General features: G+C 54.6%; 25 protein-coding genes. 9 read left to right on the top strand and 16 right to left on the bottom strand.

The genetic code is table 11. The annotated features are described in order from the left end of the window. The first annotated feature begins 133 nt into the window (after nucleotides 1-133). Together queF and HOV93_RS16920 are read left to right on the top strand one after the other, a co-directional pair. Nucleotides 134-517 carry a preQ(1) synthase gene (gene queF / locus HOV93_RS16925; protein WP_207397702.1) on the top strand — a complete coding sequence of 128 codons (384 nt, stop codon included), beginning with the start codon at nucleotides 134-136 and terminating at the stop codon, nucleotides 515-517. A gap of 48 nt (nucleotides 518-565) precedes the next feature. Continuing rightward, nucleotides 566-1,084 carry a hypothetical protein gene (locus tag HOV93_RS16920; protein ID WP_207397701.1) on the top strand — a complete coding sequence of 173 codons (519 nt, stop codon included), beginning with the start codon at nucleotides 566-568 and terminating at the stop codon, nucleotides 1,082-1,084. Between the two features lie 9 nt (nucleotides 1,085-1,093). Here the strand turns inward: HOV93_RS16920 and HOV93_RS16915 are convergent, their stop codons facing one another. Together HOV93_RS16915 and HOV93_RS16910 are read right to left on the bottom strand one after the other, a co-directional pair. Next, the gene (locus HOV93_RS16915) at nucleotides 1,094-1,774 is read right to left on the bottom strand and encodes a hypothetical protein (RefSeq protein WP_207397700.1); all 681 of its coding nucleotides are present in this window, start codon (nucleotides 1,772-1,774) and stop codon (nucleotides 1,094-1,096) included. A gap of 89 nt (nucleotides 1,775-1,863) precedes the next feature. Next, nucleotides 1,864-2,334 (bottom strand): nucleoside deaminase, encoded by a 471-nt coding sequence (locus tag HOV93_RS16910; protein WP_207397699.1) that lies wholly within the window; start codon nucleotides 2,332-2,334, stop codon nucleotides 1,864-1,866. A 366-nt stretch (nucleotides 2,335-2,700) separates the two neighbouring features. On the opposite strand from HOV93_RS16910, the gene HOV93_RS16905 reads away from it, so the two are divergent. Continuing rightward, the gene (locus HOV93_RS16905) at nucleotides 2,701-3,711 is read left to right on the top strand and encodes a sugar phosphate isomerase/epimerase family protein (protein ID WP_207397698.1); all 1,011 of its coding nucleotides are present in this window, start codon (nucleotides 2,701-2,703) and stop codon (nucleotides 3,709-3,711) included. An 86-nt stretch (nucleotides 3,712-3,797) separates the two neighbouring features. Next, complete coding sequence (locus HOV93_RS16900) at nucleotides 3,798-4,037, top strand: hypothetical protein (RefSeq protein WP_207397697.1); 240 nt, start codon at nucleotides 3,798-3,800, stop codon at nucleotides 4,035-4,037. A 3-nt stretch (nucleotides 4,038-4,040) separates the two neighbouring features. Here the strand turns inward: HOV93_RS16900 and HOV93_RS16895 are convergent, their stop codons facing one another. Further along, nucleotides 4,041-5,231 carry an LptF/LptG family permease gene (locus HOV93_RS16895; protein ID WP_207397696.1) on the bottom strand — a complete coding sequence of 397 codons (1,191 nt, stop codon included), beginning with the start codon at nucleotides 5,229-5,231 and terminating at the stop codon, nucleotides 4,041-4,043. Nucleotides 5,232-5,326: 95 nt separating this feature from the next. Further along, complete coding sequence (locus HOV93_RS16890; RefSeq protein WP_207397695.1) at nucleotides 5,327-6,673, bottom strand: PP2C family protein-serine/threonine phosphatase; 1,347 nt, start codon at nucleotides 6,671-6,673, stop codon at nucleotides 5,327-5,329. Between the two features lie 392 nt (nucleotides 6,674-7,065). Here HOV93_RS16890 and HOV93_RS16885 point away from each other — a divergent pair, with 392 nt between their 5' ends. Continuing rightward, nucleotides 7,066-7,707 (top strand): PEGA domain-containing protein, encoded by a 642-nt coding sequence (locus HOV93_RS16885; RefSeq protein ID WP_207397694.1) that lies wholly within the window; start codon nucleotides 7,066-7,068, stop codon nucleotides 7,705-7,707. A gap of 125 nt (nucleotides 7,708-7,832) precedes the next feature. On the opposite strand, the gene HOV93_RS16880 is transcribed toward HOV93_RS16885, so the two are convergent. Genes HOV93_RS16880 through HOV93_RS16870 form a run of 3 tightly spaced genes read right to left on the bottom strand, consistent with a single transcriptional unit; the run spans nucleotide 7,833 to nucleotide 10,603 of the window. Then, nucleotides 7,833-8,909, bottom strand: a complete 1,077-nt coding sequence (locus tag HOV93_RS16880; protein ID WP_207397693.1) for an MlaD family protein — start codon at nucleotides 8,907-8,909, stop codon at nucleotides 7,833-7,835. 17 nt (nucleotides 8,910-8,926) lie between these two features. Beyond that, nucleotides 8,927-9,754: an ABC transporter ATP-binding protein gene (locus HOV93_RS16875; RefSeq protein WP_207397761.1), complete on the bottom strand. Its 828-nt coding sequence runs from the start codon at nucleotides 9,752-9,754 to the stop codon at nucleotides 8,927-8,929. Between the two features lie 3 nt (nucleotides 9,755-9,757). Further along, nucleotides 9,758-10,603: an MlaE family ABC transporter permease gene (locus HOV93_RS16870; RefSeq protein WP_207397760.1), complete on the bottom strand. Its 846-nt coding sequence runs from the start codon at nucleotides 10,601-10,603 to the stop codon at nucleotides 9,758-9,760. A gap of 398 nt (nucleotides 10,604-11,001) precedes the next feature. On the opposite strand from HOV93_RS16870, the gene HOV93_RS16865 reads away from it, so the two are divergent. Beyond that, a complete protein-coding gene (locus HOV93_RS16865; RefSeq protein WP_207397692.1) occupies nucleotides 11,002-11,466 on the top strand; it encodes a hypothetical protein in 465 nt (154 codons plus the stop codon). A gap of 53 nt (nucleotides 11,467-11,519) precedes the next feature. Here HOV93_RS16865 and HOV93_RS16860 read toward each other — a convergent pair whose 3' ends face one another. The 3 genes from HOV93_RS16860 to HOV93_RS16850 all read right to left on the bottom strand — a co-directional run bounded on the left by HOV93_RS16860 (nucleotide 11,520) and on the right by HOV93_RS16850 (nucleotide 13,912). After that, nucleotides 11,520-12,020, bottom strand: coding sequence for a fasciclin domain-containing protein (locus tag HOV93_RS16860; protein WP_235990517.1), 501 nt, complete (start codon nucleotides 12,018-12,020; stop codon nucleotides 11,520-11,522). Nucleotides 12,021-12,212: 192 nt separating this feature from the next. Next, on the bottom strand, nucleotides 12,213-13,211 hold the full coding sequence (locus HOV93_RS16855; protein ID WP_207397691.1) for a response regulator: 999 nt from the start codon (nucleotides 13,209-13,211) through the stop codon (nucleotides 12,213-12,215). 155 nt (nucleotides 13,212-13,366) lie between these two features. After that, nucleotides 13,367-13,912: a GrpB family protein gene (locus tag HOV93_RS16850; protein WP_207397690.1), complete on the bottom strand. Its 546-nt coding sequence runs from the start codon at nucleotides 13,910-13,912 to the stop codon at nucleotides 13,367-13,369. 409 nt (nucleotides 13,913-14,321) lie between these two features. Between HOV93_RS16850 and HOV93_RS16845 the strand changes: the two genes are divergently transcribed. Beyond that, entirely contained in the window at nucleotides 14,322-14,831 is a 510-nt protein-coding gene (locus HOV93_RS16845; protein ID WP_207397689.1) for a ferritin-like domain-containing protein, read from the top strand. Between the two features lie 86 nt (nucleotides 14,832-14,917). On the opposite strand, the gene HOV93_RS16840 is transcribed toward HOV93_RS16845, so the two are convergent. Then, a complete protein-coding gene (locus HOV93_RS16840; protein ID WP_207397688.1) occupies nucleotides 14,918-15,361 on the bottom strand; it encodes a GNAT family N-acetyltransferase in 444 nt (147 codons plus the stop codon). Next, on the bottom strand, nucleotides 15,358-16,452 hold the full coding sequence (locus HOV93_RS16835; RefSeq protein WP_235990515.1) for a thiamine phosphate synthase: 1,095 nt from the start codon (nucleotides 16,450-16,452) through the stop codon (nucleotides 15,358-15,360). Before HOV93_RS16835 ends, HOV93_RS16840 begins: the two co-directional genes overlap by 4 nt. A gap of 256 nt (nucleotides 16,453-16,708) precedes the next feature. On the opposite strand from HOV93_RS16835, the gene HOV93_RS16830 reads away from it, so the two are divergent. Beyond that, on the top strand, nucleotides 16,709-17,332 hold the full coding sequence (locus HOV93_RS16830; protein ID WP_207397687.1) for a tetratricopeptide repeat protein: 624 nt from the start codon (nucleotides 16,709-16,711) through the stop codon (nucleotides 17,330-17,332). Between the two features lie 71 nt (nucleotides 17,333-17,403). Beyond that, nucleotides 17,404-19,980 (top strand): ATP-dependent Clp protease ATP-binding subunit, encoded by a 2,577-nt coding sequence (locus HOV93_RS16825; RefSeq protein ID WP_207397686.1) that lies wholly within the window; start codon nucleotides 17,404-17,406, stop codon nucleotides 19,978-19,980. A gap of 160 nt (nucleotides 19,981-20,140) precedes the next feature. Here HOV93_RS16825 and HOV93_RS16820 read toward each other — a convergent pair whose 3' ends face one another. The 4 genes from HOV93_RS16820 to HOV93_RS16805 all read right to left on the bottom strand — a co-directional run bounded on the left by HOV93_RS16820 (nucleotide 20,141) and on the right by HOV93_RS16805 (nucleotide 22,941). After that, nucleotides 20,141-21,553: a carbohydrate porin gene (locus tag HOV93_RS16820; RefSeq protein ID WP_207397685.1), complete on the bottom strand. Its 1,413-nt coding sequence runs from the start codon at nucleotides 21,551-21,553 to the stop codon at nucleotides 20,141-20,143. Nucleotides 21,554-21,750: 197 nt separating this feature from the next. Then, complete coding sequence (locus HOV93_RS16815) at nucleotides 21,751-22,122, bottom strand: DoxX family protein (RefSeq protein ID WP_207397684.1); 372 nt, start codon at nucleotides 22,120-22,122, stop codon at nucleotides 21,751-21,753. Nucleotides 22,123-22,174: 52 nt separating this feature from the next. After that, nucleotides 22,175-22,615 (bottom strand): SRPBCC family protein, encoded by a 441-nt coding sequence (locus tag HOV93_RS16810; RefSeq protein WP_207397683.1) that lies wholly within the window; start codon nucleotides 22,613-22,615, stop codon nucleotides 22,175-22,177. Beyond that, nucleotides 22,612-22,941, bottom strand: a complete 330-nt coding sequence (locus tag HOV93_RS16805; RefSeq protein ID WP_207397682.1) for an ArsR/SmtB family transcription factor — start codon at nucleotides 22,939-22,941, stop codon at nucleotides 22,612-22,614. Before HOV93_RS16805 ends, HOV93_RS16810 begins: the two co-directional genes overlap by 4 nt. Nucleotides 22,942-23,067 lie beyond the last annotated feature (126 nt).

The raw sequence follows: 23,067 nt of genomic DNA, 5'->3' as shown, positions 1-23,067 counted from the left end.
CGGACCTCGTGTGGAGGAAGTTCGGCAGACCGCACGGGAAAATGTCGAAATATCGGCCAAGTGTTGGGTCTAGGCAGGGCCTCGGTTTGCCTCCAAAATAGCAGTTTAACCCGTCAGTGAGGAGAATCGGACCGTGTCAGAAGAGAATCGCGGACTTCTCGAAACCTTCGAGAACCAACACCCCAACCGAGATTACGAGATCGAAATCAGCGTGCCTGAGTTCACTTCGGTCTGCCCTAAAACCGGCCAGCCTGACTTCGGCACGATCCATATCACGTACATCCCGGAAGCCCTATGCGTAGAACTGAAAAGCCTGAAGCTGTACATGCAGGCCTATCGCAACCAGGGAATCTTCTACGAAAACGTGACCAACGTTATCCTTAACGACCTGGTCGAAAGCCTGCAGCCTCGCTGGATGCAGGTCCGTGCCGAATTCACCCCACGTGGTGGAATCAGTTCGACGATTACTGTCGAACATTACAGCGACACGCCACCGGAAGAACTGCACGTGATTTAACACGATTGCCAGTCGTCCACACCCCCAAGGGCGCGTCCGGTCGATGTCATGAGGAACAATCCATTCGAATCCCCGAAGTCGGAAGTCACAGAAGTTCGTGCTCCGACTTTGCCTCTTTGGGCTCGGATTGTTCGTGCGGTTTCATTGGGCTTACTCGGCTATACGATCTATGCCGGGGGCGTATATTTCTCCGGTCGCTACTTCGGCTCCTTCGAGAATCTCCCCCGCGACATTTGGGCTCGTGGAATCTACGCCGTACTGACCTTCGCTGGTACCGAGCTATTCGTCAATTCGCGGAATCGCTCGGTAGTGCGTCGATTTGCGTATTCCATGGTGACGTTTTATTTCAGTGCGATATTGGGAGGCATGCTTCTGCAGGTTATTCCCGAGAGCTCTCAATTTCCTTACAAGAGCCAAGTTGCCGACGATCAAATACGAATTGTCCTCATGCAAGCGACTCTATTCGGCTGCATTTTTCTCGTCTGTGCCACTACCCTAAACTTCTGGCGTTCGCGCCAAAGTGCCGCTCAGCCGGCTTCGCATCACGAACAACGCGAAGAGCAATAGAGACTGAGTTCACGCCGCTCGACTTCGCGGTTCCGCCAGAGGCAAATCCAGATTTTGCTGAATCTCTTGCAGTAGAGAATCAACACAGCGCTGGCTCATGCCCCAGTCGAATGCCTGGCCGGGGATGTCGGTGGCGACGGTTACCACGCAGCCGTCGTCTTGGCGGACAAGCTTGACGGTCAAGATTCCTTTCATCGCCCAGACGCTCGACGGCAATTCGGCCTGGATGGTGCATCCGTCGGTCTCTTGCTCAACCCGCTGCACTGGCTGCTGATTCTTGGCCAGGCTACACAGTACGCGGGCCATCGTGCGACCGATGGGAACGGCGAAAACAGCCGAGCGCTGCTTGCCGGTCCGAACCCCCAGCGAAGCCCACATCGGCTGGGCGATCGAAGCCACCGCCGAGTACGAGATGCCAATCGGAACTACCTTGTCGGCGATTTCCATCAACGCTTCCGCCGAAAGCCCCGGACGTGCTTGCGCTGCATGGCTGGCAATGGCAGTACGTACTTCCGGATGCTGGGCAATGCGCTCGTAGTTTGCATCGTCGTCCCAGCAAAGGACCGCAGGGACAAGATCCTCGGAGACAGTGTTATCTATGGAGACCATCTCGTCGGCCTGACGAAGAGGGCTACCACATTGAAAACAGAAATTACCGTCTGCTTTGACGCCACAATGGGAACAGAACATCCTTGTTCTCCCGGGAAGATCGACCACGCAACTTACGATCATTTATCGGTTGGTTGCAGCGGCAAGGCTTCGTCAAATTGCCGAAAGGCTTAGTAATGCCGCCTCTTTTCGTCTTGTTTCCACTCAGCGAATAAGGCCTGACATTCATCGCGAAGTAGATTCGGCACCAATATTGTCGATCCGCCCCCTGCAGCGATCACTTTTTCTGCCGGCAGGTCCAACTCGCTGAAACCTGCTGCACCGGCATCGGCGATTGTCGCGCCGAAGTAAACCTTTTCAACACGAGCCCAATGCAGCGCCGCTGCGCACATGGGACATGGCTCGCAGGTCGTCGCAACAATCGCCCCTTCTAAAAGCGGATGTTGGGTTTGTCGACAAGCTTCCCGCAGCGCGTTGATCTCGGCATGGGCTGTGATGTCGATAGTTTGCCAAACCGTATTGTGCGAGGCGGCAATGACTTGACCATTGAGTTCAATCGCACAACCAAACGGCGTCTGGCCGAGCGCGATGCCTGTGCGGCATTTCTCAATCGCCAATTGCATCAGAGATTCCGGCGTCATGGGGCTGCCTTCTCAAAAAAGGGAGTTGCGAGCACTCGATGTTGTAACAGAACGATCATTCGCTTCGGAAGAATATTGTTGCCCCAGAGAACTCCGAGGCCACAGTGAGAAGAGATTTCAACCACCCATTACGCAGAGGAACACTGATAAGATAGGTCTCATCGACTTCGTGGACGAAGGAAATCCTATCTGCGTAACCCATGGTTGCTCTTCTGCCTTCTTGCCTGGCCTGCTTTCTATTAAACCGCCCCCCCTCTTTTCGCGGGGCACTTGCTCTGGCGTGTCCTGGCATTCACAATACCACTTCCCGTGCACAAACCTTAGTGCATTAGAGAATTGTTACGCGACACAAGCTGGAATGACGACATGACCACGTCCCAAGTGATTTTGACCGGTTTTGCTGACGAATCTGCCAATCAGAAGACAGCCGAACAACAGTTCAGTGCCTTTGCAGCATTGGGGCTGGAATACTACAGTATTCGCTTCATCGACGTCGGCAACGGCATCAAGAATGTCATGGACCTGACCAAGGCCGAAATCGCCAAACTGCGAACCTTGGAAGGTGAATACGGCCTGAACGTTTCGTCCCTGGGCTCGCCAATCGGCAAGGTCAAGCTGCTCGACGAAAACGACGGCACGAAGAACCGCTTCGTCCCCTTCAAAAAGTATCTGGAGAAGGACGTTAACAAGGCCTGCGATTTGGCCCACGCATTCGAGACCAAGCTGATTCGCGGTTTCTCGTTTTATCATCCCAAGGGAACAGAGCCGAAAGATTACATCGCCCAGGCCGTCGACCAACTCGGTCAAATCGCCGAGGCCTGTCACCGCAGCGACCTGACGTTCGGCTTGGAAGTCGAGGCCAATCTGATCGGTCAAAATGGGGACATCCTGGCCGAGATTCACAAGAAGGTGAATCACCCAGCCATGATGCTGATCTTCGATGCCGGCAATCTGGTCTGCCAAGGCTACACGCCTGACGAAGTGTACGACCAATACGTGGCCATGAAACCCGGCATGGGTTGGATGCACGTTAAAGATTACAAGATCACCAAGCCAGCCGGCGAAAAGGGACACATCGACGAAGATGCTTTGAAGAACTTCGTGCCGGCCGATTTAGGCGACAGCGCCTACGAACGCATCATGCGTGATTTCGCCTTGTCGATTCCCAAGCTGGAAAAGAAGCTGAAGAAACGCGGCATCCCAGGCGTCTTCTGCGACTTGGAACCACACGTCAAAGGTGGCGGTCAGTTCGGTGGCTTCAGCGGCCCCGACGGGTTCGGTGTCGCCCTACGAGGCTTCTGCCGCGTACTCGACTTCGCTGGCGTCGGCTACCACCTCCGCGACTTCGACGACATCATTGCCGCCCGCGGATTTTGATGCGTGATGACTCGCGGAGTATGATAGAACGAGACTTAGCAGGTTCCTGGGGTGCCTGCTTTTTTTGTCTTTGGAAGTAAGAGCCCATGTCTCGCGAGCGGATCACAATCGGCGGTTGTCCTAAGTGTGGCTCAGATCTTTTGACGTGCCAGCAGAATCACTTTCAGAATGATGAGCTCGAAATCTACTCTTGGGAGCACAAGTGCCCTGATTGTGGCTTCCGCCAAACCGAAGCGTTTCGGAGTGATGACGAGGACGAACCGTTCGATCCGGTCGCTGCACAGACGTGCCCCTTCTGCGGGCGAACCGCCAAGCGGACGCCGTAGAATTCAGTTCTTTATCGTTCGGTGCAAAAGCCATCCTCCGACAACCAGGAGCACCGCATTGCCCAGCCAGACCATCGAAGCTGGCCACTGGCCATCCTTAGCTCGATCAACCCCCAACGCCATCAGTGGGTAATACAATAATAGTACCGGCAAGAAGGCCGCAAAGAAGCAAGTGATGAAGTCGTTGTTGCGTTGACGAATGGCCAGCGGAATACCCAGCAGGGCGAAGCACAGGCAACTGAAACCATTCGCCCAGCGGCGATGCGTTTCCGTATTCAGGCGGCTGATTTGGACTTTAGACCACTGCTGTTCGTTGATCCAGTACAGCCACGAGGGGTCATCGTGTGGAGGCATTTGCCCAGTCACCAGACACGCAGCACCTTTGGCAGCCAGAACCTGCGACGCCTGTTGGTTATAGTTTTTCATCTTCTCTTGCCATGCCGGGATGCGCCGCATCGGTTGGTGCGAAGCGTCGCGAATTCCTTCGACCGCGGTGGGATCTTCTAGCGGAATCGAGGTGACGAAACTCCCGGGATGCTCAAAGACCTGACTGTCCGGCCCCGTGGAATGAATGAGGCTATCGGTCAACGTGACCATCACACGCTTGTGCTGCGGGTCTGATTTCAGTTGAGCGGTGGCTGCCGAAATAGTGACAAGCCCTTGATCACCGGACGGAGTTACCGTGATTTCGGGTCGAATCAGAAGATCGCCTTCGACGTCTTTTACGAGAATCGAGAACTTGTCGCTGTAGAAGGACTTTTTCGTTCTGAGCACGCCATAGGCAATGTCGTCGATCGATTGCATTACCACATGCCGCAGCCCCATATGTCCCCACGAGACGGCCACATCGTTTAGCCAGACGCTGACCAGCGAAAGGATCAACGCAAGCACCAGCCCCGGAGCAATGAGCGAGATCGGCGAGATGCCGGCCGCTTTGATTGCTGTCAGCTCATTGCTAGCACTGACGCGTCCATAGACATTGCAGACCGCAAAAAGGATGGTACCGGGAATAGCAAAGCGGAGGGCATTGGGAAGCAGGTACGGAATCGCTTTTAAAAGGGGCATAAACCCCAGGCCTTCTTTGATCGCTTGTTGTCCCAGCCCGATAAACAGCAGGAGGAACGTCAGCGATACCAGCGCGAGAAGGAAGACCTTCAAGAGCTCTTCGACGATATATCGTTGTAATATGCCCATCGCGATCGAAATCCATTTCGATCCGGTCCCAGCACCGTGCTAAGAAAAGAATCGGCACGTACTCTAGCAGCTATCAGAATCTGGGAGAACGACAATCAGGCGAGATCGACCCGCGAATCATCTACCAAGGGATTTTTCGCCCCTTTCTGACCACGAATCTGAGACATTAGCGAGCCAATGGCCAGGAGAAAGTGCTTGGCTGCTCCGTAATATTGCCCCTTCTTCATCTCCCCATCAGCCCGTTCGCCAAGTTGCCGGACAGTATCCCACTCTATTTTCCATTTGTTGGACTCTGCCGCATCCGAAAGCTCGTCATACAGAATCTTAAGATTCAGAGCCGTATTAGAATCCGCGTGACAGGGGACATCCGAGTAGGGGCCTTTGCCGAAGCGAAACTTCTTTTTCACCGGCACGGGTATAATTTCGCCGGTGAACTTGTAGACAAACGCCATGATGATAGCCACAAAGGCCACCAAGACACCGGCCAAAGCGTAGGGCATCTGGTCCAGGTAATAGGCCATTGCAGCGGCGACCAACAGCAAACCGATTCCCATCCAAAGCGTCAAAGGAATACGTCGGACCTGCCGCTCGATTGGTGGCGGCGGAAGGTCCTCTTCTTCGATCAAAGGGTTCCCTTTACACGGATCGTTGGCCATCTTCTCGTCCGTGACACGTGCAACAATCACCGTAATGTTGTCGGGGCCACCTCGTAGGTTCGCCAGGTCGATGATCAACTGAGCTGCTTTTGTTGGATCGAGCGAATGAAGAATCAAGGCGATCTCTTCATCGGTCACGGGCCCCGTCGCTCCGTCGCTACACATCATGAACGTGTCGCCGACTTCTAACGGAAATGCCCCCTCTAGATCGACTTCGACCTCGGCCGAGGGGCCCAATGAGCGGGTAATGACGTTCTTGGGAATCGCGGCATACACATCCGATGAATAGTCTTTGCCGGCGGTAGCGGCCTTGATTTCCCAGGCCATGCTGTGGTCGAACGTCATCTGCTCGAGCTTATCGCCCCGCAGTCGATAGATGCGGCTATCTCCGACGTGCCCCATCACCGCGCCTTGCGGCAAAAGCAAGAGACAACTGCACGTCGTCCCCATTTTGTGGAAAGCTGCGTTGGATTCACCCCGACGATTGATGACCATGTTGGCTTCCTCGATCGCCGAGGTAAGCGCCATCGCAGGCTTTTTGCTGATGTATTTCTTATAGAGATGTCGAACTTGCTCGACGGCGATCTCGCTGGCAAGTTCGCCGGCAGCGTGGGCTCCCATCCCGTCGGCGACAATAAACAAATGCCCCCGGGCCTGCCAGTCTTCCCACGTCTGGGCGATCGCCACGCCAAAGTGGTCTTGATTGTTGGAACGTCGCATCCCGACGTCGCTCATCGCGGCGACTTGGAGACATCCGGCCCAATCATGCTTTTCGGTCTGGGGCATACCAGCAGAAACCTACGATCCTCGTAAAACAGGGTCACTCCAATCGTTGCTAGATCGCGATATCGATCTGCACGCGCCCTGCATCCTTGATTCAATGGCGGGCCCAACCGAGCCCCAAAGTTACATCAACAAAGTTTATGCAAGCCTTCGATAATAAACGCCGCCGCTAGCAAGAGCAACTCGCCCAGGCCCAACTGGTTAGGAATTGTTCGATTCTCCCACCACCGCAAACCGATCTCGCTGAGGCACCATTAAACCTGAAAAAGTCGACTTTCTGTCGCGATTATCTCAAGTTTAACAGGGTGCCAGCACGCTGCGGAAAACTATCTAGTCACCGTCGGGAGAGATCGCTATACTCCCGCCCCACGTCTTCCCAGATTTCAGGATAGCTCATGGGGCCTTTTTTCACACAAAAACCGACCGTTTTTCATCACATTAGTGTGCTGGCGCTGCTGGCTACCCTGTTGCTGACTCAGGGATGCGTGCGCCGACGGTTCACGGTACGGACCAATCCGCCGGGGGCGGTGCTGTACGTCGATAACCAGGAAATCGGCGTCACGCCGGTGGACACCGGTTACACCTATTACGGCACACGTGAAATCCGTCTAGAGAAAGACGGATACGAACCAGTTGCCAAATTGCACACGTTTCGGACACCTTGGTATCAGTACCCCGGTCTCGACTTTGTGAGCGAGAACGTTATTCCGTGGGAAATTCGAGACCAGCGGGAACTCGACTTCGAGATGGTTCCGCTGCGAATCGTTCCGCGGGAAGAACTGCGAGCCAGGGCCGAACAGCTGCGAGCCAACGCCCAAGCCGGCTTCACGACGCCGATTGTTCCGTCTCAGCAGCAAATCGTTCCTTCAACGGTCGTTCCCCCATCGCAGCAGCAACGCGTTCCGTACTGGGATCCGGCCACGCTGCCTCCGCCGGCCGAACAAGTCCCTCTGCCCAATCCTGGAATGAATAGCCCCGGCATGAACAGCTTGCCATCAGGTGGCTATGAACTACCACCACTACCCTCAAGCGGCTAACGCTCGACTGGCACTTATGGTGACCCGCTCTTGCCCCCAGTCCATCTTACTCAGGCAAGAGGGGGAAGTAGAGCCGCGAGTGCTTCGCTCGACCGAAGCGAACTAGCTGAAACTCTGCTGCCTGGCTATTTGATTCCGGACTGGTTCCGGTTCAAAATGCCCTTCACACCGATTCGGCCTGGGTCGCGTGCGATCTTGTCGACAAACACCCGGGTATCTTCCACGATGGGACGCAGCCGAAGAGTCAGCTCGCGGATGTTGGCTGCCGCGTCGTTCAGGTTCTGATACAGATGCGGGTCATTGATCAATTGCCCCAACGTTCCATCCGATTCGTTGATCTTACGTCCGAACTGGGCGAGCTGCGTCACCAGGATGTTCAGGTTCTCGGTACTGTTTTCCAGATTCGCAACCAGCTGCTCTCCACGTTCGCCCAGCGGCTCGGTAAAGCCTTCTAGGTTTTCCAGATTGCGGTCCGCACGACCGGCGACGGTTCGCAGTTCGTCTATCAACTTACGCGATTCCGTAATCGTCTCAGGCAAACCTTGTAAGGCCAGCTTCAACTGTTGATTAAGTTCCTGATCGCCCACCAGGTTCTGCACTGCGGCCAATGTCGAGTCAAATCGGTCGATCGCCCCTTCGGTTTTCGACATGATGCGGCCCACGTCATCGCCGTTCTCTTCGAGCAGCTTATTGGCGTTAGCGGCAAACTGGCTGACGTTACCGCCGGCTTGCTCGATGGTCGAAAGTGCCGAGACTAAAGATCCTTCCAGTTTGACAAGCACATCCAACGGATTGGTTTGAACCATCCCGTTGATCTTAGCACCATCGGGAAGCGGCTGGTTGGGTAACCCTGGTCGATCGGTAGGGACAAACTCGAGCGCAGCATCCCCTAACAGAGATTCAGATACGATCCGCACGACCTCGTTCTGATGCGGCATGTTCTCTTTTTCGACCTTCAACGTTACCAGAACCTTGCGGTCATCCTGCAACTTCACATTGCTGACTCGCCCAATCAATATTCCGCTGGTTCGCACCGGCGTGTCGATAGTGACGCCAGGGGCGGTCGTGAAAACAACGTAAACCGTTTCCTTCTTCGAGAGAAACTGCGGCTGCTCTCCCAGCAAGAAAAACAGGATTCCTGTCAGCAGCACGGCCACCAACATGACAAAACCAACTCGAAATTGTAATACACGGTCGTCCATGACCTTGCTCCTTCGGGCTAATCGCCGGTGAAGGCTCCCATTTCCTCGATGCGCTGACCTGCCTCGCCGCGAACAAACTGCGTGACGCGTTGGTCCGGGCAATCTTCGACTTCTTCAGGTCGTCCGTCATATAAGATTTGCGGCTCCGCTTCCTTCAAGCGAGCGGCCGGGTACATCATGATCATCCGGTCGGCAACCTTTTGGGCTGTCCGCATGTCGTGGGTGACCACAATACTGGTCACCGGGTACTTACTACGCGTCCGCAGTATGAGTTCGTTGATCACATCACTCATGATCGGATCGAGCCCAGTGGTGGGCTCGTCGTATAGCACGACGTCCGGTTTCAAAACCAAGGCCCGGGCTAGGCCGACACGCTTACGCATGCCTCCGGAAAGCTCGGCAGGCTTCTTCCATACCACCGATTCCGGCAAACCGACTTCCTTCAAATGCTGGAAGACGATGTCACGGATTTCGGACAAGGGTTTATTCGTATGCTGTTTCAGCGGAAAAGCGACGTTCTGTCCGATGGTCATGCTGTCGAATAAGGCCGCATTTTGAAAGACAAAACCAAAACGAATTCGCTGTTCGGTCAACTGCTTGTCGTTCAAACCGTGAATGTTTTGTCCGTCGAACAAGACTTCACCATGGGTTGGATTCACCAAGCCAATGAGCGATTTCAAGAGAACCGTCTTCCCGCACCCACTTTCTCCGATCAAGGCCAGCGTTTCTCCGCGCGGAATACTCAGCCCTATGTCGCGCAGAATCGTCTGGCCGTCAAACTGGACGAGCAAGTTATCGACTTCAATCAGGCAGTCTGCATCATCGGCTTCCAGGCGAGCATGCATCATCTAGCCACCTCCGATCGAAACTATGGCATCTGGCCACATCGCCAAATAGACGCGTTCCAGCCCAATATTAAGGACCAGGTCGATGATCAAAATCATGACGAACGAGTACACGAAAGCAGCCGTCGCGGCCCTACCCACGCCTTCGGCACCAGCGGTGCAGTAAAACCCTTGATGGCAACTGACCAGGGCAATTACTCCTCCGAAGAAAACGCTCTTAAACAGCCCACAGAAAATATCCCACGAGCCGACAAAGACCTGCGAGTTGTACAAATAAAAGTGCTTATCGATGCCAATGATGATCACGCTGTAGAAGTATCCACCCACGAAACCCATGAAGTCGGCCATGACCGTCAGTGCGGGAATGAGTAGTAGCATGGCCATCACCCGGGGCACCACAAGATAATGAATGGGGTTGGTCCCCATCGAGGTCAGCGCGTCGATTTGTTCAGTAACACGCATGGTTCCCAACTCGGCGGCCATCGCACTACCGACCCGACCAGCCAACATCGTGGCCGCCAGCACAGGTCCCAGTTCGCGCACTAACGACATATTAATGACAGCCCCAAGCCGGGTTTCCAAACCCAACTCGCGAAACTGATAATAGCTTTGAACGGCAAGCACCATCCCAATAAAGGTTCCGGTCAAAGCAACCACCGGAAGACTCATCACACCCACTTGATAAAAGCTGGGCAGAAGCGTTTCTCGCCGGGGCATACGTCCAAACGTCCAGAGAATGGTCCGCCAGGCGAAGAGGGTTAGCTCTCCGATGGCAACCACGCAATCGATCGCCACGCTGCCCCAGTCGGCCAGCCAATTGAAGAGCGCCAATTGGATAGCAGCCAACATCGAGTCAGGCTCGTGCTGTTGATCGTCGTCCGAGTTTTCAGCCGTCCCTGTGGCCAACGTGCTATTCTTTCCGTGCTAGCATTCACTTCGCAGCAACTGTATGTCGCTTCGTCTCTCTCATCATCGACGAAACCTACTCTGCGGCTTCAGTAAGTTGTAGCGATTAGAGAAACTATTCGCACGATCAAGAGGCAAAATTGCTAGCGATTATTCACGACACTGCTAACGACGAACAATTTACCGCAATCCCGGGGAATGCTATTATCGCAAGCATGCGGTCCGTCGATAATTGTCCGACGAGTCCCACCTCCATGCACGTCGCGAGGGACCTCAGTTCGCGGCGGCCCCTTCTCCCCCTCAACACGAGGCCGCAAATCCGACAGGAGCGGCGACTTACTATGATGGCCACTTTACGAGCCATTGTTTCGATTCCCTTGGGTGTCGTTCTCGGCATGGTCATGATGGTCTTGCTGTTGACTCCCTGTTTTCTGATGTACCCCTTACCCTCCGGAATAGATGTCAACGACCCTGGCGACGCGGAAGCGTTTGGTCGGCACATCGCTTCGCTTCCCCTCACGGCTTTTGCTCTGGTTTGGTTAGCACACGCTGGCGGTTCGCTCAGCGGAGCCGCTTTCGGTCGCTTGATTGAAGGGGGACAGGTATGGCGAGAATCGCTCGCCATCGGAGGCCTCTTCACCGCGATGGGGATTGTCAACGGAATATCCATGGCGTTCCCGTTTTGGTTTGTCGCCATCGACCTGGCACTTTACTTGCCTGCAGCCATTATCGGTGGCTGGGGTTCGGACCGAATCCTTCAAATTCGCCAAGCAGCAAGCAAATCGGCTTCCGCGCCCAGCGCATAAAAAAGGACCGAAGCCTAGCGTGGCTTCGGTCCTCGTGTTGATCTGAGCCAACGTTACGGCATGATGACCTGATTGATCACGTGGATCACACCGTTCGAGGTGACGATGTCTGCCTTGACGACCTTCGCTTCGTCAATCATCACGGCACCATCCTTCACCACGATATCGATCGTCGAACCTTCGACCGTTTTAGCCTCTTTCAGTTTCATCGCATCTTTGGCCAGCACCTTACCCGGCACCACGTGGTAGGTAAGAATTTTGACTAGCTTCTCTTTATTTTCCGGCTTTAGCAGGTTCTGCACCGTGCCTTCAGGAAGTGCGGCGAATGCTTCGTCGGTGGGGGCGAATACGGTAAAGGGTCCTTTACCTTTCAGCGTTTCGACCAGACCGGCTGCCTGAACGGCGGCGACGAGCGTCTTGAACGAGCCTGCTTCGACCGCCGTGTCGACAATATCCTTCTGAGTGTGCTCCTTCTGGGCATCTTCCGCGAAGGATGTCGTGCAGATTAAAGCGAGAGAGCAAAGCGTGGCGAGAGCCATTTTCGGGAAAGCCATTGCAATTTACCTTAGGGTGAGAAATAGAAAATTCATCTTTGGCAAATCCCGGCAAAAGGTGGCTATGCATCAATGCATCAATCAGCACGCTTAAATACCGGGAACACTCGGACGAGATCTCGTGTTCTCGGTAGGCAACCGCTGACAGGGCGATTGGATTAACGAAAGAATTTCAAAAGGAGCCGAAAATCGTTAGATCGATTCTTCGTCGAAGGCCAACTCAACCGCCGACTTGGGACGGAAGATCATAGTGATCTCGTTGCCGACTTCATTGAAGTTAACTTCATCCATGAACGTACGAATGAGAAAGAGCCCTCGCCCGCTAGGACGGGTTAATTGCATCGGATCGGTCGGATCAAACGCCTGGCCTTCAACGTTGAATCCTGCACCACGATCGCGTACCACAAAGCGAACTTCTTCGCGACGGCAAGTGAGCGTGAAATCAACCGTTCGCTCTCGATAGGGTTCCACCAGCTGGCGTCGTTCGGCCTCGGCATAAAACTTCTCGGGATCGGCCGCCCACAAATCAGATTCCAACTGCAAATTACCATGGAACATCGCATTGCGTAGCGCTTCGTCTAGTGCGACGCCCAGACGCACCAACTCGTTCTCTGACACGCTGCGAAATTTCTGCAGATAGCTTTGGACGTGCCCCGTAACGGCACCAATCAGGCTCGCATCGTTGGCCAAGGTGAAGTGCGAGGTCGTTTCGTGCCAGCAATCATCGAAACGCCTGGCAACACGCTCGTGGTGCGCCGAAGCCAACACATGGATCAGCGTGGAAGCGAGCTTCTGAATCAGATCCTTCTTAGGAACATAGCACGCCGCACCCTGCTGCAATGCCTCGGCGGCAATTTCTTCGCTCCCGTGTCCGGTCATCAAGATGCAGGGAATGAAAGGATAATCAGCCCGCATCGACTTGACCAGTTCCAAGCCATCGATACCCGGCATCCGCAGGTCGGTCAGCACAATGTCGGGATCTTCCGCCTCGATCATTTCGAGGGCTTCTTCCCCACTCTCTGCGAAATGAATTGTCAGATTTCCAGCGTTGTTCTTCTGCAGAATGCCCCCTACCAGCGCACGATCGACCGCCGTGTCGTCCACGACCAGGATCGTGATTTCTTCGTACCCGGAAACGAAGATCCCACCACTGCGAGATTGAGCATTATTTGAAATTTGAGTCGACTCCACGGGCAGCCTTCACATCACTTCATCACAGCGATTAAACACGGAACGTCTTCCGAAGGTAGCCTTAATTTCCTAATAAGCTTCTAAAGTTATCTCTTAGCGATGGAATACATGTTCAGAGATTGTAAAGATCCGATGAAGCCCGCATGGGACTTGGGCTAATCGACGGGTAGCACTGGCGCAAAAAAGGCAATCGCTTCTAACTCGATCCGCTGAATCCACTTGGATTTACATTCCGAATAGGCATGTGAATCATTCGGGTGCTGCAATTGGCATTCAGTTTTCATCTGTTCGTACTGTCGGGCCAAACGGGGATGACGGCACAAGTAGTCTCGGAAAGCTACGTGACGGACGATTTCTGGCGAGCCTTGCTCGTAACAATGCAACTGCACCAAACGCACCATGGTTGCCGGATCGTTCTTGGTGCAATAACGACGCCCCGGCAAGCCAAGTTCGCCCCACCATCGAAAACCCAGTTGCTCAATCTTGGATTGGTTTCGGTCGAACTGCTGAAGATTGCCGACGACGGGCATGAGATCGACGATCGGCTTCGCGTGAATCTCTGGGATGGCGGTCGAGCCAATCGGATGTACGACAACCAGCAAAGCTCCCAAAGCTTCCTTCAGCCTGAGCGACTCTTCGGCGGCGATCTCTGCCCAGACAGGATCGTGAGGAACCAATTCAACCTTGATCGGAGGGGGCATAAGAAATCTCGGCTGAAATACGTACTCGATGGATGGAATCGACTAGATGTGGTTTCAAGCTTGGCTCCGACTGCGATGGTATCCAGCGGTGGCACTAGGAGACCTCCTGCAGAGCAACATCGATTCATTCAAGATAAGCCAGTTCGGAGAGTTGCTCAATAAATATTGCGAAACCCAAAGACGCTGCACGCGATAACTTAGCCCCTGTCCTATCTACGTATTTCTCAGTTTTGGTCTTCACGAATCCAACCCGCGCGAAATTGGATCAAACAACGGGCGTCGATCTTCCTCGTTCCGGCGTTTTCCTCTCAACGTCCGCAGATTCATGACGTATGGCGCGTCGCTTGCATCAAACCTATAGGAGATATACGACATCACTCACCCCCCCGATTTTAAAGGATGAATCATCATGGGACTATTTACCAGTAAGAAATACGAAACGCTTGAAGAACTATTCATCGCTCAGATCGAAGATCTATACGACGCCGAACAGCGGCTGACCAAAGCACTTCCTAAAATGCGTGATGCGGCTACCGACGCGATGCTCAAGGAGGCGTTCAGTTCTCACCTCGTGGAAACCGAACGTCAGGTCGAACGCTTGGAAGAAGTCTTTCGCCTGATTGGTAAGTCACCCAAGGCCGAAACCTGCGAAGCAATGAAAGGCCTTCTCAAAGAAGGCGAAGAAATGCTCGACGCCAAAGGCAACGCCGACGTCCTTGATGCCGGCCTGATTGCGGCTGCCCAACGCGTGGAACACTACGAAATGGCCGGTTACGGCACAGCTCGCGCGCTTGCCAACCGTCTTGGTCACCGTGATGCAGCCGAACTGCTTGGGGTAACTCTCGAAGAGGAAGCGAACGCCGATCGCAAACTATCAAGCGTCGCTGAAACGCACTCCAACGTCACGGCGCCTAAGTAGGATGAAATAACGAAACCTGTTAGCCGATGGCCGACCCTTTCAAAGGTCGGCCATCGGTTATTTCTTGCGGGCATCATTACGGCAGATTATTTGTCCTGCCAGTTCTTCATCATGCGGTGCAAGATATCGCACTCCAGATACTCTTCCCCGTAGGCCTGAAAGCCATACTTCTCGTAGAAGCCGATCTTATCGGCCTGGGCACTCATAAAAACACGCGGCTTATCACGCGCGCTCAAATCTTCGAGTACAAACGCCATCAGCCGCCCACCCACGCCGTGTCCTCGCTCTGACCTGCGAACCGCAAACCGAGAAAGCTTGGCGCCTTCTTCTTTATGAATCACCCGCGTCGTCGCCACCACGTTGCCATCCTTGATGGCGACATAGTGATCGGCAGTCAGGTCGTACGCATCAAGCTCTTCTTCCGCGGGCACACCCTGCTCGGCGACAAAAACTTCCCGGCGAAGGGAGAATGCCAGGTTAGCCAGGTCACTGAAGACGGGGACAGAGAGGATGGTTTCTTCGCTCATCATGAGTTCTCTGAACCAGTGGAGAGACACGTACGCATGGCCTGAACAACCGCCCCCGGATCCACCGCCGTCGTGACACTTCCAGCAACCGCCACGCGTCGAATCCCCACTGCCGCAACTTCCGCTATGTTGCTGGGATCAATCCCACCAATCGCAAATCCAGGCAACGTAATCTCGCCAGCCACTTCCCGCAGAAGCTCCACTCCGGGGAACGCTTCGAAGTTCTTCGTCCCACTAGGAAACGTCGGGCCGATGCCGATGTAGTCGGCGCCATCACGCACCGCTTGCCGGGCCTGATCGATGCTGTGCGTCGACACGCCTACCAGCTTGCCAGCCCCCAGTACGCTTCTCACTTGGCTGACCGTCAGTTCTTCCTGGCCGACGTGTACGCCGTCGGCCCCGCTGACTTTCGCCAAGTCGGCTCGGTCGTTGAGGATCATTTTGGTGCTGGTACCGGCGGTTCGCTTTCGCAGCGACTGGGCCCGGGCCAATAGCGTGCGATCGTCCAGTTTCTTATCGCGAAGCTGGATGACATCGACTTCGGCATCCACCAGCGTGGCGACGAAAGTGTCGAACGAGTGTCCATCGTCACCACCGTCGATCAGAACGTAGATCGACACTTGGGGAAATAACTGGCTGGCGGCGACCGTCGTCATGACCATCTTTTCGAGCGAGTAAGAAAGGTACCGCCCTCGTTCGAACGAAGCTGCCACTTCCCCGTCGACCAGCTTGGCATGTTCTTCCAAGCTCCGCAGCGCTTGTTGCAGGCGTTTGAAGTTGGCTGTGAGAAGATCCGCCCAGCCGGAACGCGTTTGCTCTAACTTCCCCTGGACGCTCGTTCCCACATCGCCGAAGGTGTCGCGAGATTGGATGGCCGGCGCTCGCTCGAACTTTTGCAGGGTACTGTCCAGCTGGTGCCGAAGCGTTTTCAGCTCGGTCGTCAGAAAGACGTCGTTCTGACCGTAACGGACATAATCTTCGATGACCCGCAGCCCTTCACTGGCCCGGTTGGCGGAAGCGTCCAGCGTGCGCCAGAGCGAAATGTCCATCGTCGGCGGTAAGCCGCCATCGTTCAGATTGTCGGGGTCGGTCATAAAGTTATCGATAATACAGAAAGATTTGCCCAGGCAATGGGTATGTTTTGTCCTGATTATGAGGCTCAGACAGGGAAATTTCTTCGCCGAATAATGGGCTCTTAACGATTGCCGGATGCCCCAGTTTAGCTAACTGCAAGCACTCTGCCGACTTACCTTGCTCCCCTTGGTTTCTAAAGTTACAATTCCTCGGCGTTTCCTAGCGGATTAGGGAGTGAATTCAAAGCTGCCTACCGCACATTACGGAATAGTAAGGATGCTATCAACGCCATGGATTACCTGCCTGTGGCCGGGGCTCAGCGAGCTTTGGGTACGCGGGCGCTGGACTGGACTGGTTTGGGCTCTAGGATTCACGTTGCTGTTGAATGCGGCGCTGGTATCCAAAGGAGTTTGGCCAGAGCTAGGTAACGTCTGGGTTCGTAGTGGACTCTGGTATTTCGTCCTTGGCTTCTGGCTGATTAACGCAGGGTGGATGGGTTTCCGAATTACCTCGGGTAGTTGGGATGCCATCGATGCCACCATCGACCAGCTCTACCAAAGCGCCCAAACTGCCTATTTAAAAGGTCAATGGTACCAAGCCGAGGCAGTATTACTAAGGCTTCTACGGCGCGAGCCGGACGACGCAGATGCGCTCCTATTATTGGCGACGCTCAAGCGGCATACGAAGCAATATGACGAAGCGCGAGGGACACTCGAAAAATTAGAGCGTCTCGATGCTAGCCGACGCTGGTGGTTTGAAATTCACCGCGAGAAGCAGCTTCTTAATGATCGAGAAGAGGGGGAAACGGAAGCCCGCGTCGAAGCATCCAAAACTTCGACAGACAACTTGGGTGAACAAAACGCGGAGACAGGCGAACCCAGCCTACCGGAAGCCGCGTAATTGTGAGACAACATAGAGTTGGAACGACAGTAGTTGATGCAGTCGCCAACTCGAAATGAGGACGGATGACCATGTACGAACGATTTACAGATCGTGCCCGCAAGGTGATGCAGCTGGCCAACCAAGAAGCCCAGCGGTTCAACCACGAATATATCGGCACCGAGCACATCCTTCTGGGCTTAATCAAAGAAGGTAGCGGCGTGGCTGCCAACGTTTTAAAGACGTTGGAAGTCGACCTGCGGAAGATTCGGCTTGAAGTCGAAAAGCTCGTCCAATCTGGTCCCGATATGGTGACCATGGGCAAGCTGCCGCAAACGCCTAGAGCCAAGAAAGTCATCGAGTATTCGATGGAAGAGGCTCGCAACTTAAACCATAACTACGTAGGCACCGAGCATATCCTGCTGGGTCTTCTGCGAGAACAAGAAGGCGTCGCCGCCCAGGTTCTCATGAACTTGGGTCTGAAGCTGGAAGACGTTCGCGAAGAAGTCCTCAACCTTCTCGGCCACGGCATGGAAGGCGACAGCAGCCGCGAAGGTCGCGGCGAGCCTGGCGGAACTGCCGAAGCTGGCGGTAACCCCGGCAAAGGCAGCAAAAGCAAGACGCCTGCTCTAGATAGCTTCGGTCGCGACCTGACCGAACTTGCCAAGCAAGGCAAGCTCGACCCTGTGATCGGTCGCCAGCGTGAAATCGAACGAGCCATTCAGGTTCTTTGCCGCCGTACCAAAAACAACCCGGTTCTGCTGGGTGAAGCTGGCGTCGGCAAGACGGCCATCGTCGAAGGTTTCGCACAACGCGTCATCGATGGCGACGTACCGGAACTGCTGGCCGAAAAACGTATCGTCGTGCTCGACTTGGCCATGATGGTCGCTGGTACCAAGTACCGTGGTCAGTTTGAAGAGCGGATCAAGGCCGTGATGAACGAAGTTCGTCGTGCCAAGAACACGATCCTCTTCATTGACGAGCTTCACACCCTGGTGGGTGCTGGTGGTGCGGAAGGCGCTATCGACGCAGCCAACGTGCTCAAGCCAGCACTGGCCCGTGGAGAAATTCAATGTATCGGTGCCACCACGCTCGACGAGTACCGCAAGTACATCGAGAAGGACAGTGCCCTCGCTCGACGTTTCCAGGAAATTCAGGTCGATCCGGCCTCGAAGGATGAAACCGTCGAGATCCTCAAGGGTCTGCGTGATCGGTACGAAGAACACCATAACGTTCAGATTACCGACGACGCCATCGTCGCGGCGGCTGAATTTTCGGATCGTTACATCACCGGACGCTGCCTGCCAGATAAGGCGATCGACGTGATCGACGAATCGGGTGCCCGCGTGCGGCTTCGCGTGATGACTCGTCCGCCAGATCTCAAGGAAATCGACGAAGAAGTCGAAACCTTGAACCGCAAGAAAGAACAAGCTGTCGCCGATCAAGACTTTGAGAAGGCTGCTTCTCTGCGTGATCAGGCCGACAAGCTGAAGAAAAAGAAGGAAGACATCGTCAAAGAATGGCAAGCCAAGAGCCGCCAGAAAGACGGTGTCGTCGACGAAGAAGTGATTGCCGAAGTGGTCAGCAAGATGACCGGCATTCCGCTGACTCGTATGTCGACTGAAGACAGCATGCGTCTGATGCAGATGGAAGACGTTCTGCACAAGAAGGTCATCAGCCAGGACGACGCCATCAAGGCGATCTCCAAAGCTGTTCGCCGTAGCCGCAGTGGCCTGAAGGATCCGAAGCGTCCGACCGGGACGTTCGTTTTCGCTGGACCCACCGGTGTCGGTAAGACCTTGCTCGCCAAGGCACTCGCTGAATTCATGTTCGGTGACGCCGACGCGTTGATTCAAATCGACATGTCCGAATACATGGAGAAGCACAACGTCAGTCGTCTGATTGGTGCCCCTCCGGGATACGTCGGTTACGAAGAAGGGGGCCAGCTGACCGAAAAGATTCGCCGTCGTCCTTACGCGGTCGTGCTGCTCGATGAAATCGAAAAGGCACACCCGGACATCTTCAACATGCTCTTGCAAGTGATGGAAGAAGGCCGCCTGACCGACAGCTTCGGTCGTAACGTCGACTTCCGGAACGTGATCTTGATCATGACCACCAATGCAGGTGCCGGCGCGATTAAGAACGAATCGGCTTTCGGTTTCCAATCACCCGAAGAAGGTGCCGAATACGAAAGCATGAAGGGACGCGTTGAAGAAGAAATCGGCAAGGTTTTCCGTCCTGAATTCATCAACCGCCTGGACCAGGTCATCATCTTCCATCACCTGACCAAGGAAGATCTGAAACAGGTCATCGACCTGGAACTGTCCAAGGTTCGCGAACGTCTTCAGGAACGTGGTTACGACCTCGTCCTGACCGACTCCGCGAAAGAGCTGATTATCAAACGCAGCAATCAGTCGGATAAGGCCCAAGACTTTGGTGCCCGACCACTACGCCGTGCGATTGAAAACTCGATCGAAGATCCATTGTCCGAAGAGCTCCTCAAAGGCGAGTTCCAAGGCATGGACACCATAACGGTCGACGCCATTGCCAACGACGAAGGCAAGCTCACCCGCTTGGACTTCAAAGGCTCGCTCCAGCAACCCGAACCCGAAGAAGCAGTCGGTGCCGGCAGCGGTGGCGAAGGTGGCGAATCGAGCGACGAAAGCTAAGCCTTTCCTGGCTGTTGCAAACCAATAATAAAAAGCCCCGCATCAACTTGATGCGGGGCTTTTTTTGTAGTCCATCAAAAGGGAAAGTAGAGCCTGCGTGTCGCGGGTCGTATCCGCTGCTACACGCTCGGCGACCCGCGACACGCAGGGTCCTATGAGATTAGAACTCCAGTTCGCCGCGTAGTCCCAACACAACCGCCGTGTCATTGGCAATCAGACCTGGCTTAATTACCTGGACATCGGTGGTCAGGTGGAACCAGGGGACGATCTCGGCGTTGTAGTAGACTTCGCCGCCGTGCAGGTCGCCGATAGGTGCGACAATACTAACCGTGTCCTGGAAGTCGGAGTTCAGCCCGTTGTAGAAGTACCCGATACCGGCTCGGTCGTTCTCGCGGCAAGCGAAGGGGCCAAACTTTTCGATCGAAATGCTGGACGTGAACTGAAAAGGAGTGTTATCGGGATCGGAGAATCCGATGTAGCCAAACAAGCTCGTTTTACGCTTAGGGTTACAGGCATCTGCCCACAGCTGCTGCTGGCCGAGATACATGGCCGTCCACGTTCCTTGCTTCACCGCTGGCACAACACCGTTGCCGGGCACGACAGCCCAGCCGGAGGTATCAAACGAGGTGTATTCCCCGGTCGAATAAATCCCTAGCAGCGTATGCGAGCCAGGCTGGCACATGAAGTCGGTGTACTTCCTGGCCGCACCAATAATTGTCACGCCATTAGGGAAATCGAGCCCAACAGTCGTCGGGCTTTGCTGGCTCTCGAAGACCAACAGTGCGGCTTCCACGCCGCGTTCGCCCGCTTTAATGATCCCAGCCCCATTGGTCACCAGGGGAAGGCCTGGCGTGACATTCATGGGAACCATCATCGACAAGTTCATAAAGCCATCGATACCGCGACCGTATTCCGGATAGAACGTGGCCCACAGGTCGAGCATATTGATGCGACCGCCGGTGACTAGATAGCCTCCGCCAACTGCCTGGGTGTATTGCAAACTGGTCATCGCAAACGCTGGTTCGCCCAACTTGGGTAGCAGCATCGCGTTGTTCACCGGAGCAAGCCCGGTCGCGTCGAGAATCGCGTTCTGGCCAAGCTGCCAGTCAACGGCGTGCATGGTCAATTGCCCACCTTCCCAGAGGCCGAGCTTGCCGGTGTCCATGTTGACGAACAGATCGAGCTTTGCGCCATAGCGAAAGACCTCCTTGTTGCCGCCACTGGATGGGCCCTGATAAAACTGCGTGAAAGCACCTTCGACGGTAATTCCACTTGCGGCCAGACAACTTCGATGTCCACCTGCATCGCCGGCGAATTTGTCGCGGCACCACAGGCTATCATGTGCAGTCGCTGCACAACAATCGCCGCAGCTCGGGGCAACGTCGCCGCAACTCATACCGCAATCGTCGTAGTACGAAACCTGATCGACGGCCGCCTGGTACTGTTGACCCGGGGTGCTTGTCTCTTGACCGAAAGCCGATTCTGGAAAAGCAACCTGCTGCCCGACGGCGGCGCTACTGGCAAAAAACAAAAACGTCGTCGCTAGGAGACTCGCGGGGAAAGTCTTCGACATGATGCCTCCGGTGCATCGAGAGAACGGGCGTCCGATTGATTTCTCAGAAAATCATTCAGTAGTCGTATCGACGCCCACAGAAGCATCTCTGAGCCAGTTGGCTCAGATTGCGCGGGTTCCATCCCCGGCGCTCCGGGGAATTCGCTATAACCGGAACGAATGGATTGGCGATGCTAGCACGAATCAATCGATGACGATCAAAATGGTTGCAGAACCAACCGGCCGTAGGCGATAAAGACGCACAAGCCAAACACGATACCCCAGTAAATGACCGGCCCCAGCGTAGAGTCGCCGGAAGCAAAGTGTAGCGAAGTAAAAAGCAGCATTTCTGCAGCTATCCCCGCCAGGGCGATCACGGCAAAGATTCCCCATGATTTGCTAAACGCTGGAACCATTAGCGCGACCGCACATACGATCTCGAGCACACTCATTCCCAACCAAACACTGTTGGGTATCGCCCGGAGCGATGGCATCGTTTGCTCCGCGGTATGAGAGAACTTCCATATCGCTCCGATCATCGTATGCAGCGCGAGAAGTCCCTGAAGAATCCACAAAAAAATATTCATCATTGATCTACCTCAAGACAATTATTAAGAACAGCAAACAGCTTCAACCACTCAACTAGGCAACCGAACGCAGCAGTTCAATTAGCTTCTCGCCCATCAGTTGCCAGCCATATCGGGCACCACCGAAGTTCTTCTTTTGGTCTGGTTTAAAGCCAGCATGCATAAGCGTCACATGCGTTCCAGATTCGGTCTGCGAAAGCGTGAACGTGACGACCGTGTCCATTTCACCGACAGTCCACGTGTAACTGATCTTTTGATGGAGCTCAGCTTCAAGCAGTCGACAATGAACCATGCCGTCCCAGCCGGGTTGTGGCGGTGCCTTAAAGATGAAGGCCTGGCCTGGTACAGGCCTTAAATCAACCACCGGCAACAGCCACTGGGCTAGTAGCTCTGGATCGGTTAGTGCTCGCCACACTTTCTCAGGTGGGTGCTTCAAATCGAAAACGAATAACAGCGTTTCCGTCTGAGACTTGGGAGTCTGGTCGTCCGGGTTCATTCGTCCATCTTGTCCAACAAGTTTTCCAGTTGCTCGATATGCTTCGGCCAGAACGCTCGGTAATGCGAAACCCAATCAATTACCGGCTTGAGCCCCAGGGGTTCCATCCGGTAGTAGATGCACCGTCCTTCGCGACGGTCGGTGACCAGGCCGGCATCTTTCAAAATAGCCAAGTGCTGTGAAACAGCTGGTCGGCTCATCGCGAAATGTCCGGCGATCTCATTAACCGAATAGTCCGCCTCGGCGAGCACTTCCAACATCTGGCGACGTGCAGGATGACTGAGAGCACCAAAAACGTCCGGCTCGGAATTAGGAGTTCTAACCATGGCACCACATTACGTAAGAAATACCTTACCAGTCAAGACTGGCGACAAAATTGGCACACCCACAACTGGCGGCCGACAAAAAAACGCCCACATCACCAAGATGCGGGCGTTTCGACTAGGCACGAA

The sequence above is a fragment of the Bremerella alba genome, assembly GCF_013618625.1.
GTDB lineage: Bacteria > Planctomycetota > Planctomycetia > Pirellulales > Pirellulaceae > Bremerella > Bremerella alba.
This window is presented reverse-complemented; position numbering and strand designations above follow the sequence as displayed.